We start from the raw sequence: 17,407 nt of genomic DNA on the forward strand, positions 1-17,407 counted from the left end.
CGCCGATCCAGACCGTTCTCGCAAACACGCTTCGTTCGGGCTTTTGTCCGGATTGGAAAAGACTGGATGCCGTACAATTCCTGTTCGGTAGCGCGGAAAGTCGGACATCGCTTTGCGTCCGATCAACGCGCGGAGTCCGCTTGCGTCGATTCGGTCAATCATCGGATCATGGGCTGCACGACATAATTATTCAGCCGTTGGGAGGCGGCATCCATGCCTGACACTTTTAGCGCCGGCGAGAAGCCCAGGATTCTGATCGTCGACGATGTTCATGAGAATCTGCACACCTTGTTAAACATACTCCGCGGCGAGTATGCGATTTTGGCGGCGACATCCGGCGAAAAAGCGCTGGAGATCGCCCAGCGCCAGCCCACGCCCGATTTGATCCTGCTGGACGTGATAATGCCGCAGATGGATGGCTATCAGGTGCTCGAGTGCCTCAAGGCCAACGATACCACCTTGGACATACCGGTAATCTTCGTCACCGCCGCGACCGAGTCGGGCGATGAAGCAAAAGGGTTTCAGATGGGGGCGGCGGATTACTTGAGCAAGCCGGTCGTCCCGGAAACCTTGCTGGCCAGGGTGCGTACCCATCTGGCGCTAGCCGCCTACCGTAAACGCTATGGCCGACTATAATTTGCCTCATTGCCCAAGCCCACACCATTCATGAGTAAAAATGCCAGCGTAGTAAACAAGTCCAGACCGACGATTTTGGTGGTCGACGATTTGCCGGAAAATATTCATGGTCTGTTGGAAGCGTTGAAGGGCGACTACGGCATACTGGTTGCCACCGACGGTCAAAAGGCCCTGGATTTGGTATTCGGTCCCACGCCGCCGGATTTGTTGTTGCTGGACATCATGATGCCCGGCATGGACGGTTACGAAGTCTGCCGGCGCATCAAGGAAAATCCAGCCACCGAGGGCATTCCGGTTTTGTTTGTCTCGGTGGTCGATGCCGCGATCGAAAAGGTACGCGGCTTTTCACTGGGAGCAGGGGACTACATCACCAAACCCTTCGATATCGACGAAGTTCGGGCTAGGATCAAAACCCATCTGGAGCTGAGCCGCCTCCGGCGCGCGCTGGAAGGTCGGGTGCACAGGCTCAACGAATATACCCGGGCGACCGATGCCGCCAACATCGTCTCCCGTACCGACGCCGCCGGCGTGATTACCTTCGTCAACGACACTTTCGTGGATACCTACGGTTACAGCCGTGACGAGGTGATCGGGAAAACGCATAAACTGATTGCCGATCCCGATACGCCGTGCAGCCTGTTTCGGGAAATGTGGCAGACCATCGGCGGCGGAGAGGTTTGGCGCGGGATTTACTGCAATCGCCGCAAGAACGGCGACACGGTTTATATCAACAATACCATCGTACCGGTGATTGGCGCCGACGGTCGCCCCAGCGAATACATGTCTTGCAGCGTGGACGTCACCTGTCTGATACGCCAGGAAGAGCTGATCCGCGAACAAGCCACCGACAAGTTGACCGGACTGCCCAACCGAGTCAAATTGATGCAGGATCTGGAAGCCGCCAGCGAGCCCTTGCTGGGAATGATCAACATCGACCAATTCAAGGCCATCAACGACTTTTACGGCTTGGCCAACGGCGACAAGGTCTTACTGGAAATCGGCCGGCGCTTGGACCGGATGGGCGGAGGTTGGGTCGAAGCCTATCGCATCGGCGGCGATTTGTTCGCGATGCTGGCGGCGGGCGACGATTGCACGCTGGAACAATTCGCTTCGTTGATAGGCCGCATCATGCGGCACCTGGAAGAAGAACCGGTCGATTGCGACGAGGATCGTATTTTCATTCAAGTCACGGCCGGTATTTGCCAGGGTACCAACAACTGCTATACCCACGCCGCGCTGGCCTTGGCCAGGGCCAGGGCCGAACAGCGCGACTATTTGGTCTACGACGAGGAAATGGAGGTGAAGTCGTATTACCGTGACAATATCCGCTGGAGTCAAAAGATTCGCTCGGCTTTGGCCAGCGGTCGGATCGTGCCTTATTACCAACCCATCGTCGACAACGCCACCGGACGCATCGTCGAATACGAAGCGTTGATGCGGATGATAGACGAGGACGGCACGGTGATTCCGCCGACTTTCCTCGGCGTTGCCAAACGCTCCCGCCAATATACGGCGTTAACCAAAACCATGGTCGATAAAGTCGTTGCCGCGTTACCGCACTGCAGCGGGTTGATGGCGCTGAATCTGACCGTCGAAGACATCATCGACGCCAACACCGCCGACTTTCTTTACGAACGTCTGTCGCCGCCCGACGTTGGGCCGCGTATCGTGTTGGAAATCACCGAGACCGAAGGCATCGAAAATTATGGCGAAATCGCCGAGTTCATCGAACGGATGAAGGCCCGGGGCTGCCGTTTCGCGATCGACGATTTCGGTAGCGGCTATTCCAATTTCGCCCACTTGTTACGGCTGAAGATCGACTACCTCAAAATCGACGGCTCCATCATCATGAACATTATCGATAGCCGCGATTCGCAAGCGATCGCTCACGTCATCGTCGATGCGGCCCGACGTTTGGGCATGAAGACCATCGCCGAATTCGTTGGTAGTCCGCGGATACAGGCCAAGGTCAAGGAGTTGGGCATCGATTATTCCCAGGGCTATTACATCGGCCAGCCCTCGCCGGTGGCGGCCGCTAGCTACACCGAAGCGGACGTTTGAGGACATGCCGAGCCGCGTGTCAGCTCAGCTCAAATCGATCCGGTTGGCGCCGGTGAGGGCGGCGGCTTGGCTGGCGGGCATCGGACTGTTGAGCGCGATCTGCGGGCAACCGGCGCGGGCCGATCCCAGCATGGCTACGCTGCGCGGGCGGGTCGAAATGTCGGGATTAGCCGACCAAGCCGGCGCCCAGATTATCGTCACCCATTTGGATCGCGGCTTTTCCACCCGCACCGTCTCGCGCGAAGGCGGCGATTACGTGTTGATGGCATTGCGCCCCGGCCGCTACGCGTTGAAAGTGCTGACACCGGACGGCCGCAGCGCCGAGCAGGCGTTGACCTTGCAAGTCGGGCAGGCAATGACGTTGGACTTGGCGGTCGGCGCCGAAGCCGGCGCCGAAACCGCTTCGGAAATCCGCAATCCGGAGCTGGCGACCTATCTGACCCCGGAACAAATGCAGCGCCTGCCGCAGATCAACCGCAACTTCCTGAACTATGCCGATCTGGCGCCCGGCGTCAACGTCGTGACCGATCCGGACGGCAGTACCCGCTTGCAAAGCGGCGGTCAGCGGCCGGACAGCGTCAATCTGTATATCGACGGCGTCAGCCAAAAAAATTACGTGGTGCGCGGTGGCGTGGCCGGCCAGGATTCCAGCCGCGGCAACGTATTTCCGGAATCGGCGGTCGCAGAATACAAAGTCATCAGTCAAAACTACAAGGCGGAGTTTGACCAAGCCAGCGGCGCGGTGATTTCGGTGCAGACCAAATCCGGTGGCAACCAGTTTCACGGCGAAGCGTTTTACGACCACACCAATCAGGATTTGCGCGCCGCCACGCCCAGCGAAACGCTGAGCGGCCGCTACGACAACATGCAGGCCCAATACGGCGTGACCCTGAGCGGGCCGATCGCCCGCGACGCGGCGCATTTTTTCGTCGCCTACGAACGCAAGCAAAACGACGATTTCACGGGCGTGGGCACTGCCGACGGCGGGGCGTTACCGGCGCGCTACCGGTCGCTGCTCGGCGAGGTGAATCGGCCGTTCGAAGCCGATCTGTTTTTCGCCAAGCTGGATTGGGCGCTGGACGACCGCAATCTGCTGGAAGCCTCGTTTAAGTTGCGCGACGAGACCCAAATACTTGGCATCGGCGGCGGCAATGCCGAACCGAGCGCGCTGGACAAGGGCAATGCCGAAAAACGCCTGGACTTCAAATATCAATACAGCGCCGAGCATTGGGTCAACGAAGCTCGCTTCACCTACGAAGACAGCAGTTGGCGGCAGCAGCCGGCGCATTTGAACGCCGGACAGCAACTGCAGCGTTTGGACGGCACCTTGAGTGGCGGCAATTTAAGCAGCGCGACGGTACTGAACGGCGGCGGCGCCGGAAACTTTCAAGACAAAGGCCAGCGCGGTCCGGGCTTGCAAGACGATCTGACCTTTAGCGGTTTGAACTGGCACGGTTCGCATGTGGTAAAAGTCGGCGCGAAGCTTAAATACATCGAATTACAGGCCTTGGAGCGCGACCCCTACAATCCACAATTCAGCTACAACCTGAACAACCCGGACGGAACGCCCTACCGGGTCACTTGGGCCGCGCCGATGGCCGGACTCGGCGACGGCAACGGCGCGACCTCGACCGGCGTCAGCCAAGTCGGGCTCTATCTTCAGGACGATTGGGAACTGAATCGTCACTTAAGTCTCAGCTTGGGCGCGCGCTGGGATTACGAGTACAACCCCGGTTACCTGAATTTCGTCACGCCAGCCGGCGTGGCAAGCGCGTTGCGCGGGTGGAGCAATATCGCGGACGGCCGCGGCGGCTATAATCTCGAGGATTATCTGAGCAATGGCCACAACCGCCGGGCCGACGCCGACAATATCGCGCCGCGGCTGGGTTTTGCCTACGACGTTGGCGGCGATCAACGCCATGTGCTATTCGGCGGCTTCGGCCGAGCCTATGACCGCAACATTTACGATATGCTGCAACTCGAGCGCACCAAGGGCAGTTATCCGTCGTTCAGCCTGGCGTTTCAAGGCGACCCGAACTACGATTGCGACGCGGGGGCCGATTGCATCGCCTGGGATCCGGCCTATTTGAATTACAGCGGCGAACAACTCAGCGCGCTGACCGGCGCCACGCCGGCCAGCCGGGAAATCAATTTATTGCGTAATAATCTGAAAACCCCGTTTGCCGATCAATTCAGCCTCGGAATCCGGAATCGCATCGGCGATTGGTATACCGAACTGGCGGTGTCGCATGTGCATAGCTACGACGGTCTGGTGGGCTTGCTGGGCGGGCGCAATGCCGACGGCAGTTTTTACCGCGCCGGTAGTGATCTGGGCGGGACGTTTCAAGCGGTTCCTGGTTACGGTCAGCTGATTTTGTTCGACAACGGCGTGCAGACCAAAACCAACTCGGTGTTTTTGAAGGCCGAGAAGCCTTACGCCAAGGAAAGCGGTTGGGGCGCCAGTTTTGCGTACACGTTTACCGATTCGGAGGAAAACAAACCGCAATCGTTTCTGGACAACAGTAGCTATTTGTTCGAAAAGCCCGATACGCATAGCGTCGGTTGGCTGGATACCTCGGGCGTGCGCGCGCATAAGCTGGTGACCACTGGCAGTGTCGATTTACCCTGGGACTTGGTGTTTGCCGCCAAACTCACGCTGGCAACGCCCGAAACCCGCTACGGCATTCATTGCCTCAGCGGCGCGTGCCGCTTTGATACCTATACGCCGCGCGGCTACGACTTTATTTTTCCCGGCGAGTGGTGGGGCTATCGGCAATTTGATATCGCGTTAATCAAAAACTTCGACACCCCGCGCGATACGCGCTTTAAGTTGCGTCTGGATGTCTTGAATTTATTCGATTTCAAAAATTACGGGGCTTTCAATAGCGATTTCGCCTCGGCCGATCTGGGTACTCCGACCTCGGTTCTGGCCGGGCCGCCATTGACACTGAAATTAACGGCGCGGCTGGAGTTCTGATGCGCTGGTCCGGGCTTTCGGCGATCCGTTGTCGACTTATTGCCTTGTTGACCTTGTGCTGGTTGACTTGGCCGGTAGAGGCGGACAGTGCGGACGCGAAAACCAAGGCCGGGTATTTATTTAACTTCACCCGCCTGATCGAATGGCCGACACCCGGCGACGAACCCTTGCACGTCTGCGTGGTCGGTGCCGACGCGGTGGTCGAGCAGCTCGGTGAACTGGCCAGTCGCGACAGCAAGGGGAGGGCTTTGCAAATCTGGTCGGGGACCGAGGAGTTGCAGATTTGCCAATTGCTCTACATCGATGGCGATTCGGCGCTGCTGCAGGGTCTGTTGCAGCAAACAAAGAGTAGGGCGGTACTGACTGTCAGCGACCAGCTCGGATTTGCGGCACGCGGCGGCGGCATCGGTTTCTACCGCGAACAGGATCAGCTTAAAGTGGAAATCAATCCCCAAACCGTCAGCGGCGCGCAACTCAAAATCAACGCGTTGTTGATGGAGATTGCCCGCATCGTCATACCCGCCAAACCTTGATAACCATGCCGGTCAGTTCTCTCGACGTCAATATCAAAACCAAATTGGTGCTGATTATTCTGGTAACCAGTCTGGTTGCTCTGTTGCTGGCCGGAACCGGTTTCGTCTTGCACGAGCGGATGCGGCTGAAGGAAGACATGGCCAAGGACTTACAATCGTTGGCGCGCATTGTGTCCGGCCGCAGCACCGTCGCCTTATCCTTCGGCGATCCGGGCGTCGCGGAAGCCAATCTCAGTGCACTGGGTGTCAAGCCGGCGGTGGTGTCCGCCTGTATTTACAATGCCGAGGGTGGTTTATTCGCCGAATACCGGCGCGGGGAATCTTGCCCGGCCGCGTGGCCGGCGCGGCAGCAAATCGGGCAGGCGGTTTTCGGCGAGCAATTTTGCCGAATGGCCGAGAATATCGAACTGGACGGCCAGCATGTCGGGTGGGTGTTGATCGTCGCCAGTCTGGCGGAACTGAATACGCTCTGGCGTGGTTCGCTAATCGCGGCATCCTTGATCGTGGTATTGGCGGCCGCTATTGCATTGCTGATGGCTTCGCGTTTACAGCGGGTGATCTCGGCGCCGCTGGTCAAATTGAAAAAAACCGTCGAAACCATCAACCATAGCCAGGATTACACACTACGCGCCGAGCGTCACAGCAGCGACGAGCTCGGCGCGCTGATTTCGGCCTTCAACACGATGATCGGAACGATAGAAAACCGTGACCGCCAACTGGCGGACAGCCGACATCAATTGGCGGCGGTCAACGAGGATTTGGAGCGGCGCGTCGCGGCGCGCACCGCCGAATTGGCCGAAACCAACGTCAAGCTGGCCCACAACGGCGCTATATTGACGACGGTGTTGGACAGCATGTCGCAAGGCTTGATTGCCTTCGACGCCGATTTGAAATTACTGGTATGGAACAAGCAATTGGCGCAGGTGCGCGGCTACCCCACGGAATTGTTGCAACCCGGCCGAGATCACACCGATTTCGTGCGCTTCGATTTACATGACGACGCCTTGCATTTCGCCGAAACCAAGGCCGAATTGCGCGAAGCCCTGGAAAGAATCGGTCGGTTTCAACCGCACCGTTACGTATGGACTCGAGCCGACGGCAAGGTTCTTGAAATCAGCGGCGGGCCGATTTCGGACGGCGGTTTCGTCAGCACCTACGAAGATGTCACGTTGCGTAAACAGTACGAAACCGCGCTGAAGGAAGCTCGCGACGCCGCCGAGTCGGCGACTCAAACCAAGAGTCAGTTTCTCGCCAACATGTCGCACGAGATCCGCACGCCGATGAACGGTGTGCTGGGCATGCTGCATCTGGCGCTTCAGACCGAACTTAGCGCGTCGCAACGCAATTATTTGGCCAAGGCCTACAGTTCCGCCCGGGCTTTGCTCGGTATCCTGAACGACATTCTGGATTTTTCCAAGATCGAGGCCGGGAAACTCACGCTGGAGCAAGCCGAATTCCGGTTCGATGGGGTGGTCGATCAATTAGCCGATGTGATCGGCTATCAAGCCGGCTTGAAAAATATCGAGTTTTTGATTCGGCACGATCCTGACATTCCACCGTTATTGATTGGCGATCCGTTACGCCTCGGCCAGGTGTTAACCAATTTGTGCAGCAACGCGTTGAAATTTACCGAGCGCGGCGAGCTGGAATTGGCTTTTCACGGCCGCGTGGTCGCGCCCGCCGAAATTGAGTTGCTGGTTACGGTGCGCGATACCGGCATCGGCATGTCGCGAACCGACCGCGATAAATTGTTCACTGAATTCACTCAGGCCGACCAAGGCACTAGTCGGCGGTTTGGCGGTACCGGCTTGGGTCTGGCAATTTCCAAAAAACTGGTGGAAATGATGCGCGGACGTATCTGGATCGATTGGTCGGAGCCGGGCCTGGGGACCACGTTTTGCTTTACCGCGCGTTTGGGTATCGCCGCTAGCGGCGCGCAACGTCCGCAATCGCTGGAAGACAAGGTCGGCCGGCTGTTGGCCGACGTCCGAGTGTTGGTGGTGGACGACAACGAAGCGTCGCGAGAAATCATTGCCGATATGCTCAGGCCGTTCGGCCTGCGTATCGGCGTCGCCGCCAGCGGCGCCGAAGCCTTGACCGAATTGCGCCAAGCATCCGCCACCCAACCCTTCGAGTTGGTCTTGGTGGATTGGCACATGCCGGGCATGAACGGCGACGAAGTGGTGGAGCAAATGCGGGCCGACCCGCGCTTGGCCGGGGTTAAGGCGATCATGGTCACCGCTTATGGTAATGAGGAAGTCATGCGTCTCGCGGACAACGTCGGCATCGACGGTTTCTTGATTAAACCCGTCTCGCCGTCGTCTTTGTTGGATGCCATTCTATCGGCCTTGGGACGGGGGCGTATCCAGGGCATGGCTGATAAATTCAAGCCGCGCCTGACCGGCGGCGTCGAAACCGGCCCCTTGCACGGCCGGCGGATATTGCTGGTCGAGGATAATGAGATCAACCGCGAGTTTGCCGGCGAGTTGCTGCGCGGCCACGGCCTTGAGGTGGACGAGGCGGTTAACGGCGAGGAGGCGGTGCGGAAAGTGTGTCAGACGGCCTACGATGCGGTGTTGATGGATATTCAGATGCCGGTGCTGGACGGTTTGGAAGCGGTAAGGCAAATTCGCTCGCTGACCCAAGCCGACGGCGCCGACCGTTTCGGCGCGATGCCGATTATCGCGATGACGGCTCACGCGATGGCGCAGGATATTGAAAAAAGCCTGCAGGCCGGCATGAACGACCATATTACCAAACCAATTGACCCCGAGCGATTGCTGGCGGCGTTAACTACCTGGATTGCCGGTACCGCTGAGCAGGTGACTTCGGCCCCGGTGGCGGCGAACGTCGAATACCCCTCGGATTTGTTGTGTTTACGGACTCTGAACGTGGATCAGGGCGTTCGACGCATCGGCGGCAACCCTGAGGCTTATCGGCGTCAATTGCTGCGTTTTTTGGCGCATTATGCCGACTCGGTGACGCAACTGAGGGCTTCGATCGACGCGGATCGTTTCGACGAAGCGGAAGCGCGTTGCCACGCGTTGAAAGGTGTCAGCGGCAACCTAGGCGCGCAAGCCTTGTTCGACGCGGCCGCCGCCGTCGACACGGTATTGAAGCAAGGCCATCGGCCGGACGAAGAACAACTCGCCGACTTTGAGCAACGCTTGGCGCAAGTCATGGCCGAATTGAGCGAATTAGCGGCGAAGCAACCGGCAATCGAAGTGGCGCTGAAACCGTTCGCGAATATCCCCGAAATCGCCCAGGCCGCCGAGCGTTTGGCGGTGGCATTGGACACCGACCTAGGCGCGGTCGAAACGGTATTCGCGGAATTGCGCAGTCTGGCGGCGGGTGGCGAATGGCAGGCTGAGTTGCAGACGCTTGCCAAACACATCGATCGCTTTGCAATCGACGAAGCCCAGCTACAATTAGCCGGGCTGCGCGAGCGCTTGCAATCGAGCTAGCCCCAGCTGCCGACGACCGAGATGGCTACGTTGAGTGTGACGACCGCGGATAAGGGGAGTAGGGCAGCCGTTAAAACGATGCGAGCGCCTCGGTCTCCTTCCAATTCAGGCATTGCTTAGGCCGGCGGCGGCGAGGCATCGCATTTTGATTTACCTGTCGCGCGGCAATACCTTACAATTCGCCGGCCCTAGGCTCACAATAATTACTTTTAGGAGGATGGTTATGTTAAAAATTCGATTACTGGTCGCGGCGTTGGCGATGACCGGTGCCTTGTCCGCGTCGGCCGCGGAGTCCTTGCCCGCCAGCGCTCCGGCACCGGAAAACAATCCCACCACAGCCGAAAAAGTCGCACTGGGAAAAATGCTCTACCACGATCCGCGGTTATCGTCGACCGGCACCGTGGCTTGCGCCTCTTGCCATAACACCATGTTGGGCGGCGAAGACAACCGACCCAACTCAATGGGCGTAAACGGCCAAACCGGCGGCCGTAGCGCGCCGACTGTCTGGAATGCGGCGTTCAACGCGGTGCAATTTTGGGATGGCCGCGCCGCCAGCCTGGAAGAGCAGGCCGCCGGTCCGGTAACCAACCCGATTGAAATGGGCATGAAAAGCTGGGACGACGTCGTGGCCCGCCTGAAAACCATCGAAGGCTATCAAGATGCGTTCGAAAAAGCCTTTGGCAAGGACTCGATCAGCAAGGATAACGCGACCAAGGCCATCGCGGCTTACGAGCGTACTCTGATTACTCCTAACAGTGCGTACGATAAATATGTTGAAGGCAATACCAGCGCCCTGACCGAACAACAAGTGCGCGGCATGAAAAAGGCGGTCGAAATCGGTTGCACGAGTTGCCACAGCGGCCCAGCATTTAACGGGGCCGGCATGTTCCAGAAATTTCCGGTGAATTCCAGCGGTTACTTCGAAGCGCAATACCATTTCCAAAAAGATCTGGGCCGCGCCGAAGTCACCAAAAGCGACGCCGACAAGCACTTCTGGAAAGTACCCACCTTACGGAACGTCGCTTTGACCGCTCCGTATTTTCACAATGGCTCGGTCAAAACTTTGGACAGAGCGGTCTGGTTGATGGCGAAGTTGCAGTTGAATAAAGAATTGTCCGACGCCGAAGTAGCCGACATCGTCGCGTTTTTAAACGCGCTGAGCGGCGAGTTTCCTACTCAAAGCATGCCGCATCTTCCAGGCACGCCAGGCAGCTCGTTTAACTAATCCCTGCCGTCCGCCAAAAAAAGCGAAGGGGCCGAAAGGCCCCTTTTTATTGGCTGACTTTCCGTCCCGCGGCCAGTGCCTAGATCTCGGCGCCGGCCAGGATTTAGCGTTACGAAACGCCGGAACCGATAGTGGCCAATCTAGAGATGGTCAGGTTGAAGTGTCTGCCGACAACCTAAACCGATTCGATTGCAATCTCAAGCTGCCGAACGTGCCGGAGTCGGCGCCTGCCTTACGGATGCCGTTGTTACACCCAGCAAGCCACGTCGTATTTTGTCAGCCCGCATCGGCGGGAATGAAGGCGCCGCCGCCTGTTTCATCGCCGGCCGCTGGTGCCGGTTAGCCTGGTTCTAACCGTTACGAAATGCCGGACAGCCCCCTCGGCATTTCGCATAATGTATATTATGTTAAATTACTAACGGGCATCCTAATTGCATTTATCCGGGCTTTCATCAAAAGGAGCCGAAATAATGACACCCAAAAAGCGCGGACGGCAAGCACATTCAACGTTTTATCATGTGCGCTGGAATAAGGTCGGTCTAAATGTGGAACGCGCGGCGGAGATTCTTGGCGTTGATGTTGAACAAATCGAACAATGGGACTGGGACGGTTGCGAGCTTGCCGAGCGTTATCTGTTGTTGTGGGATAAAAAGCACTTGACTGGTGAATGGCACGGCTGGCTATTTACACGCGGCAAGCTGAAATACAAATCCCGGTTTTGGACGCCGGCCAGTTTGTTGCTGTGGCGGGATCAGGCCGAGGAAATCGTTAAGCTACAGGCTGAATTCAAGCGCTTAAAAACCTTGTCCGGTATCGCTGAGACGATTAGCCAGAAGTTCAAGCACCGGTGTCGATCTTAACCGGTGTAGCCGGTTCGCCTTCCGGCTCACGTGTTGCGCGGCGGTTGCGGTCTCCCGCTGTGTAGACTGGTCACAATAGCCGCTTATTTTCCGTGATAACGGACGGTAGACGATGTTCCTAGCGTTCCTATGCGGTTCAGGAACGTTGCTGACTAAGGGAAACCGGCCGGCCGTTTCGGTTTGTTAGGTGGCGTGGTGGTTGGACTTGGGAGACTTTCCCGCGCGGGCATCCGGCTGGCTTCGCTGGCCGGATTGCGGGTTAGGTTTTTGGTAACGTTCTTCGGCAAAAAGCCGGTCATTGAACAACCTGGGGTGGAAACTTTTCAACGCTCTTTTCCCCAGGATCCTGGAAAGTTTTGCACGCCGTTTTGCACACCGTGACGGCTTATTTATAACTTTATCGATAACTTTACGATTTTTGAGACGTTTAAGGTCGCGCTTGCGCTTTACGCGGCCGTCATCGTTTGACTAGTTGATGATGCCCCCTATCCCGCTATTGAATGGAAGAATCAACGTTTTTTTTTCGCTTGGGCGGCCACTGCAGCGACTCCGACGGAGTTAGGTTGGATGACGGTAACATGTTAGGTTTTCAATTTGACGATCGAAGACCCGCTTCCGGCAAGCCTCATCATTGAGATATTCTGGCTTCGATTGGGCCATGCCGGATTGCCCAACGCTTTGTGGTCGATTAGTAGTTTTGCCAATCGCGATGGCTTGCATTTGCCGTTCGACAGCACCGGTGCGAAGAATTTCGGCGAAGGTACCTACCCACAAAGGGCATAGAAGGAACCCCTTCAACTCAGCACGTTCGGTCAGGCGATCGGATGCTAGGCTTGCTAAAGTAGCGTCCAATTCAGGAGAAACAAACGGTGAAAAATACGGCGGCAACCGCGGCGTATACGGCGCGCTTCGAGCGAGTTTTCGAATATATCGACCGGCATCTGTTCGAGCCCTTGTCGGTGGACGAACTGAGCCAGCAGGCCCATTTTTCCAAGTTCCATTTTCAACGGCAATTTTCCGCCCATACGGGGCTGAGCACGACGCGCTACATTCAGCTATTGCGGCTGCGCAAGGCCTCGTACCAACTGGTGTTTCAGGAACGGCGCCCGATTACCGAGATTGCGTTGGAAACCGGATTCGGTAATGCGGAATCGTTTTCTCGCGCCTTTAAAAAATGCTTCGGGCAAACGCCCACTCAGTTTAGAAATCAACCCGCATGGCAGCCGTGGAACGAGCGCATGCACTTACCCCAACGCCTGAGGAGCCGTTACATGCAAGTCAACGTCGTCGAATTTTCCGAAACCCTGGTTGCCGCGCTGGAGCACCGCGGTTCGCCAAACCTGGTGATGGACACCGTCAAACACTTCATTGCCTGGCGCAAACAAAGCGGACTGTCGCCGATTGCGAGCAGCCGGACCTTCGGCATCGCCTACGACGACCCGACCGTCACGCCGCCGGATGTATTTCGGTTTGATGTATGTGGCGAGGTCGAACAAAGCGTGCCGGCAAACCCGCAAGGCGTGGTCAATAAGCGGATTCCGGGAGGACGTTGCGCCGTGGTGCGCCACCTGGGCTCGACCGATCGTATCAGCGACAGCGTGTATTATTTGTTCCGCGACTGGTTGCCGGATAGCGGCGAGGAATTGCGGGATTTCCCACTGTTTTTCCAGTACATCAAACGCGTGCCCGAAACGCCGGAGCACGAACAGATTACGGATATTTATCTGCCCTTGGCCTAGGCGCCGACGCCCGCACGGCCGAATTAGCGCCATTCACGGTCACGCGCGCGACCAACGCGCTTGATATTGTCCTCAATGGCGCTCGGGGCGCCCGACCGGCTCGAATCGGGCGAAGACCTTGTTACCGGCAAAGGCGGCGCGAGTCGTCACATCCCATCCAAAATACTCTTCTTCTTTTCCGCGTATTCCTCGGCGGTGATCAGCTCGGCTTCGAACATTTTTTTCAGCTGCGCGAGTTTTTCCATCGGATCGACCGCTGCCGGCGCGGGCGCGGCGACGCCGGCGGCGGGATTGCTCATGGCCTGCGCGATGTTTTGGCCGAAGCCGATCCCCGCGCCCAGCCCCATGCCCATACCGGCCCCGCCGCCTTCGTTGCGGGCGGCTTCGCGCATCGCTTCCAGTTGTTGGATGCGGGCGTAGTCCAGACCGACTTCCTTGGCCGCCTGGGCTTCGGCGGTCATGTCGGCGATACGGTTGATGCGCTTTAAGGTGTCTTCGTCGAAATCGGTGCCTTCGATCCGAAAATCGGTGATCGCAAAGCCCAACTCCGCGAACATCGGCAGCAGTTTTTGCAGCACGCCGGCGGCGATTTCCTCGCGATTGGTATCGATGTCCAGATAGCCGAAGCGGCTGGTGGCCAGAAAATCGGCCAGCGGCTGGCCCAGCCGGGCGACGATCACAGTCCGCAATTGATCGGTGGTGAAGATGTTCTGTTCGCCGACCACGTTGACGAAAAACTGGGCGGGTTCGGCCAGACGGTAACTATAATTGCCGTAGGCGCGCAGACCGACCGGGAATTTATAGGTCGGATCGAGATATTTGATCATCGAAGTGGTCCCCCACTTCTGGTCCAAAATCAGGGTCTTGCGGTAGAAATAAATGCCGACCTTGTATTGGCTTTCGAAAAACTGCATGAAGCTGGAAATCGTGGTCCAAAACGGGATGTTGTCGGTTTGCAGGTTGTAGGACCCCTCGTTGTCGAACACTGCCTGCACCTTGCCGCGATAGACGAAGATGCAGCCCTGGCCGGGACCGACGATCAGCGTCGAGGCGTTTTTGATCTCGTCGCCGTTGTCGGTCCATTGTTCGAACAAGGCGTTCGGTGCCGGCTGTTGCCATTCTATTACCGAGCGCAGTTGGCGTTGCAAACCGTCGAAAAGTCCCATGATTGTCCCCTGAGAATAAAACTTGGAATCCAACTATAGAGCACCGCGGTGAAAATGCGATGAAACAATATCTGGCGGCAAACTATCAAGCCCGGCTATGGGAAGCGATCAAGACCATCGAACGCGGTTCGCAAGCCGAAGTGGTGGTGGTGTTCCGGGCCCGCTCGGCGGATTACGGCTCGGTACCGCTCTGTTGGGGTTTGGGCGCGGCCTGGTGGTGTTTTACACTCATGATGTACGCGCCATTCGAATTCGAAAATTGGTTGATCTATTACGCACCGCTAACGGCTTTTGCACTCGGTTACGGCGGCGGCGCGTTGCCGGCGATCAAACGTCTGAGCGTGCGGCGAGCACGCCTGGACAAGGCGGTCGAAATCCTGGCCAGGGCGATCTTTCAAAAGGCCGGCATTCAGCATACCCAAGCTAAAACCGGCTTGTTGGTGTATTGCTCGCTACTGGAACAACGGGTGTTTCTGTTGGCGGACCGAGGCTTGGAACAGGCGCTGCCGCAAGCGGTTTGGCAAACCTTGCAAGCCGACGCCAACGCCATCTTCCGCGCCAAGCACCCGGAACAAGCCTTGCTGCAAGCCTTGGCGAACGCCGCCGATGCACTGGCCCGCTACCTGCCGGTGCGCGAAGGCGACCTCAACGAATTGCCGGACCGGCTGGACGTCGATTTATGAAAAAGTGGCTGGCGATAGTTGCGTTGATCGGCTTGATCGTTTCCCAAGCGCTGCCGGCCCGGCCGGGCGGCGGGCATTCCAGCAGCTCGCACAGCTCTTCGAGCTCGCATAGTTCCGGTGGCGGTTCGCATTCGAGTTCCGGTTGGAGCACGCATAGCGGCGGCTCATCCAGCGGCGGCCATCCGATGTCGTCGCTGGAAGCGTTAGTCCTGTTTTTGATCATTGCCGCGATCGTGATTTACGTCATCCGTCAGCAATCGCAAGCCCGCGCCCTCGCCGCCACCCCGCCGCCGGAAGTCCGCGCCCGCCGCCAAAACGGTATTGCCGAGCAAATCGCCGCGCTGAAACGGCTGGACGGCCACTTTTCGGCGATTGTGTTTCTGGAATTCGCGCATTCGCTGTATTGCAAGTTTTACGAATACTCGACCAAGCCGGAGTTCGCCTACTTGTCGCCATTTTTGAGCGCCGAGCTGCAAGGTCATTTCGCCAACGCTCAGCCTTGGACCGTGAGCGAAATCGTCGTCAACGGCATGCGCTGGCTCGCGATCGACACCACCGGCGACGAGGCCGACAGGATTGACATCGAGATAGACGCCAATTACACCTTGGGTTTGCAAGGCCAACATTCGCGCCACGCCGTCGTCGAGCGTTGGCGTTTATACCGCCGCAAAGGCTTGCTGTCGGCGGAACCTGAAAAGATGCAGGCCTTGAGTTGTCCACAATGCGGCGGTCCCGCGCATTTTACCGATGCCGGCGTGTGCGGCTATTGCGGCGCCAGCGTGCAAAAAGGCGGCGAGCAATGGTGCTTGGGCAAGCGTGTCGTGGTCGGTACCCGCGCGATGCCGGCGGATGAAGGCCTGGCGGCCTACGCCGAGGAACAAGGCACGCAAGCCATCACGATTAAACAAAGCGATCTGATCGAACAAATCAACGCTTGGCAGCAACGTTACGGCCTTGCCGATTGGACCCAGTTTTGGGCGCCGTTCGAAAAAGACGTCGTTCGGCAATATTTCCTGACCATTTACGGCGGCTGGAGCCGGCGCGAATGGCAATCGGCCCGGCATTTGCTTTCGGACCGACTCTATGAAACCAACGCGTTTTGGCAAAACATGTACGCCGAGCGCGGCTGGTACAACCGGCTAGACAATCTGCGGATCGAACAAGTGGTGTTGGCGAAAATCGACAGCGACGCATTTTACGAAGCCGTCACCGTCCGCATCTTCGCCGCCTGCAACGATTACACCGAGGATCATCAAGGCAAATTGGTCGGCGGCTCCAAATCCAAACTACGGCGCTATTCCGAATACTGGACCTTCGTCCGCCGCGCCGCCACCGAACGCCGGGACCAACCCTACGCGCTAACCCAATGCCCCAGCTGCGGCGCCCCGGCCGACAATATGGGCCAAAGCGGCGAATGCGGTTATTGCGGCAGCAAGATCAGCACCGGCCAGTTTTCCTGGGTGCTGTTTTTGATCGAGCAGGACGAGGTGTATGCCGGTTAAGCAATGCCCGAGTGTATTCATACCGGTAAACTCGCCGCCAAATCTAACGCGTGGCCGCCAATTTAGTTAACACCACCGGCACCAGCGACAGCGCCGCCACCGATAAGATTGCCGCAATCACCGGCGGCTCCAGCAATTGGCTAAAAGACGCGATCCGCTCCAGTTTTTCGCCGCCGTTGGCGTAAATCAACGAGGTCGGTAACACCCCGAGTATCGTGCTGTAGCAATATTGCCGGAAAGACACTCTGGAAATACCGGCGCTGATATTGATCATAAAATACGGCACCACCATGACGAGTCGCAAACTTAGAAAATAATAAAAGCCATTCTGTTCCAGCTCGGTATCGATGCTCTTGATTCGGTCGTAATACCTTTTTTCAAACCATGCTTTTAGCGCATAGCGGCTGACGGCGAAACCGACCAAACAAGCCAGAATCGTCGCCGCGACATTATAAGCCGCGCCCAGATAAAACCCGAAAAAGTAACCGCCTAATACTTTAATCGCGGCGGCGGCGGGCACCGGGGAATTGACGAAAACGATGCAGGCCAGGAAAAATAAGA

At 57.5% G+C, this 17,407-nt stretch carries 13 protein-coding genes; 11 read left to right on the forward strand and 2 right to left on the reverse strand.

Annotated features, from left to right (window positions below; genetic code table 11):
• Positions 1–213 precede the first annotated feature (213 nt).
• From AC3B8H_RS09445 to AC3B8H_RS09485, 9 genes are all read left to right on the forward strand, one after another.
• Positions 214–636, forward strand: coding sequence for a response regulator (locus AC3B8H_RS09445; RefSeq protein ID WP_488441339.1), 423 nt, complete (start codon positions 214–216; stop codon positions 634–636).
• Between the two features lie 30 nt (positions 637–666).
• Positions 667–2,697 carry an EAL domain-containing protein gene (locus AC3B8H_RS09450; RefSeq protein ID WP_488441340.1) on the forward strand — a complete coding sequence of 677 codons (2,031 nt, stop codon included), beginning with the start codon at positions 667–669 and terminating at the stop codon, positions 2,695–2,697.
• Between the two features lie 16 nt (positions 2,698–2,713).
• Positions 2,714–5,674, forward strand: coding sequence for a TonB-dependent receptor (locus tag AC3B8H_RS09455; RefSeq protein WP_488441341.1), 2,961 nt, complete (start codon positions 2,714–2,716; stop codon positions 5,672–5,674).
• Complete coding sequence (locus tag AC3B8H_RS09460; protein WP_488441342.1) at positions 5,674–6,207, forward strand: YfiR family protein; 534 nt, start codon at positions 5,674–5,676, stop codon at positions 6,205–6,207. Before AC3B8H_RS09455 ends, AC3B8H_RS09460 begins: the two co-directional genes overlap by 1 nt.
• 5 nt (positions 6,208–6,212) lie before the next feature.
• Complete coding sequence (locus AC3B8H_RS09465; RefSeq protein WP_488441343.1) at positions 6,213–9,671, forward strand: response regulator; 3,459 nt, start codon at positions 6,213–6,215, stop codon at positions 9,669–9,671.
• A 223-nt stretch (positions 9,672–9,894) separates the two neighbouring features.
• Positions 9,895–10,896, forward strand: a complete 1,002-nt coding sequence (locus tag AC3B8H_RS09470; protein WP_488441344.1) for a cytochrome-c peroxidase — start codon at positions 9,895–9,897, stop codon at positions 10,894–10,896.
• A 470-nt stretch (positions 10,897–11,366) separates the two neighbouring features.
• A complete protein-coding gene (locus AC3B8H_RS09475) occupies positions 11,367–11,756 on the forward strand; it encodes a hypothetical protein (RefSeq protein WP_488441345.1) in 390 nt (129 codons plus the stop codon).
• A 594-nt stretch (positions 11,757–12,350) separates the two neighbouring features.
• Entirely contained in the window at positions 12,351–12,539 is a 189-nt protein-coding gene (locus tag AC3B8H_RS09480) for a hypothetical protein (protein WP_488441346.1), read from the forward strand.
• 86 nt (positions 12,540–12,625) lie between these two features.
• Positions 12,626–13,495 (forward strand): AraC family transcriptional regulator, encoded by an 870-nt coding sequence (locus AC3B8H_RS09485; protein WP_488441347.1) that lies wholly within the window; start codon positions 12,626–12,628, stop codon positions 13,493–13,495.
• A 146-nt stretch (positions 13,496–13,641) separates the two neighbouring features.
• Here AC3B8H_RS09485 and AC3B8H_RS09490 read toward each other — a convergent pair whose 3' ends face one another.
• Positions 13,642–14,661, reverse strand: coding sequence for an SPFH domain-containing protein (locus AC3B8H_RS09490; RefSeq protein WP_488441348.1), 1,020 nt, complete (start codon positions 14,659–14,661; stop codon positions 13,642–13,644).
• A gap of 59 nt (positions 14,662–14,720) precedes the next feature.
• Between AC3B8H_RS09490 and AC3B8H_RS09495 the strand changes: the two genes are divergently transcribed.
• Together AC3B8H_RS09495 and AC3B8H_RS09500 are read left to right on the forward strand one after the other, a co-directional pair.
• Entirely contained in the window at positions 14,721–15,344 is a 624-nt protein-coding gene (locus AC3B8H_RS09495; RefSeq protein ID WP_488441349.1) for a TPM domain-containing protein, read from the forward strand.
• Positions 15,341–16,846: a TIM44-like domain-containing protein gene (locus tag AC3B8H_RS09500; RefSeq protein WP_488441350.1), complete on the forward strand. Its 1,506-nt coding sequence runs from the start codon at positions 15,341–15,343 to the stop codon at positions 16,844–16,846. Before AC3B8H_RS09495 ends, AC3B8H_RS09500 begins: the two co-directional genes overlap by 4 nt.
• 43 nt (positions 16,847–16,889) lie before the next feature.
• Here AC3B8H_RS09500 and AC3B8H_RS09505 read toward each other — a convergent pair.
• The coding region (locus tag AC3B8H_RS09505) for a TVP38/TMEM64 family protein (protein WP_488441351.1) at positions 16,890–17,407 on the reverse strand (518 nt) is incomplete at its 5' end.

The organism is Methylomonas sp. BG-2, from assembly GCF_057766305.1.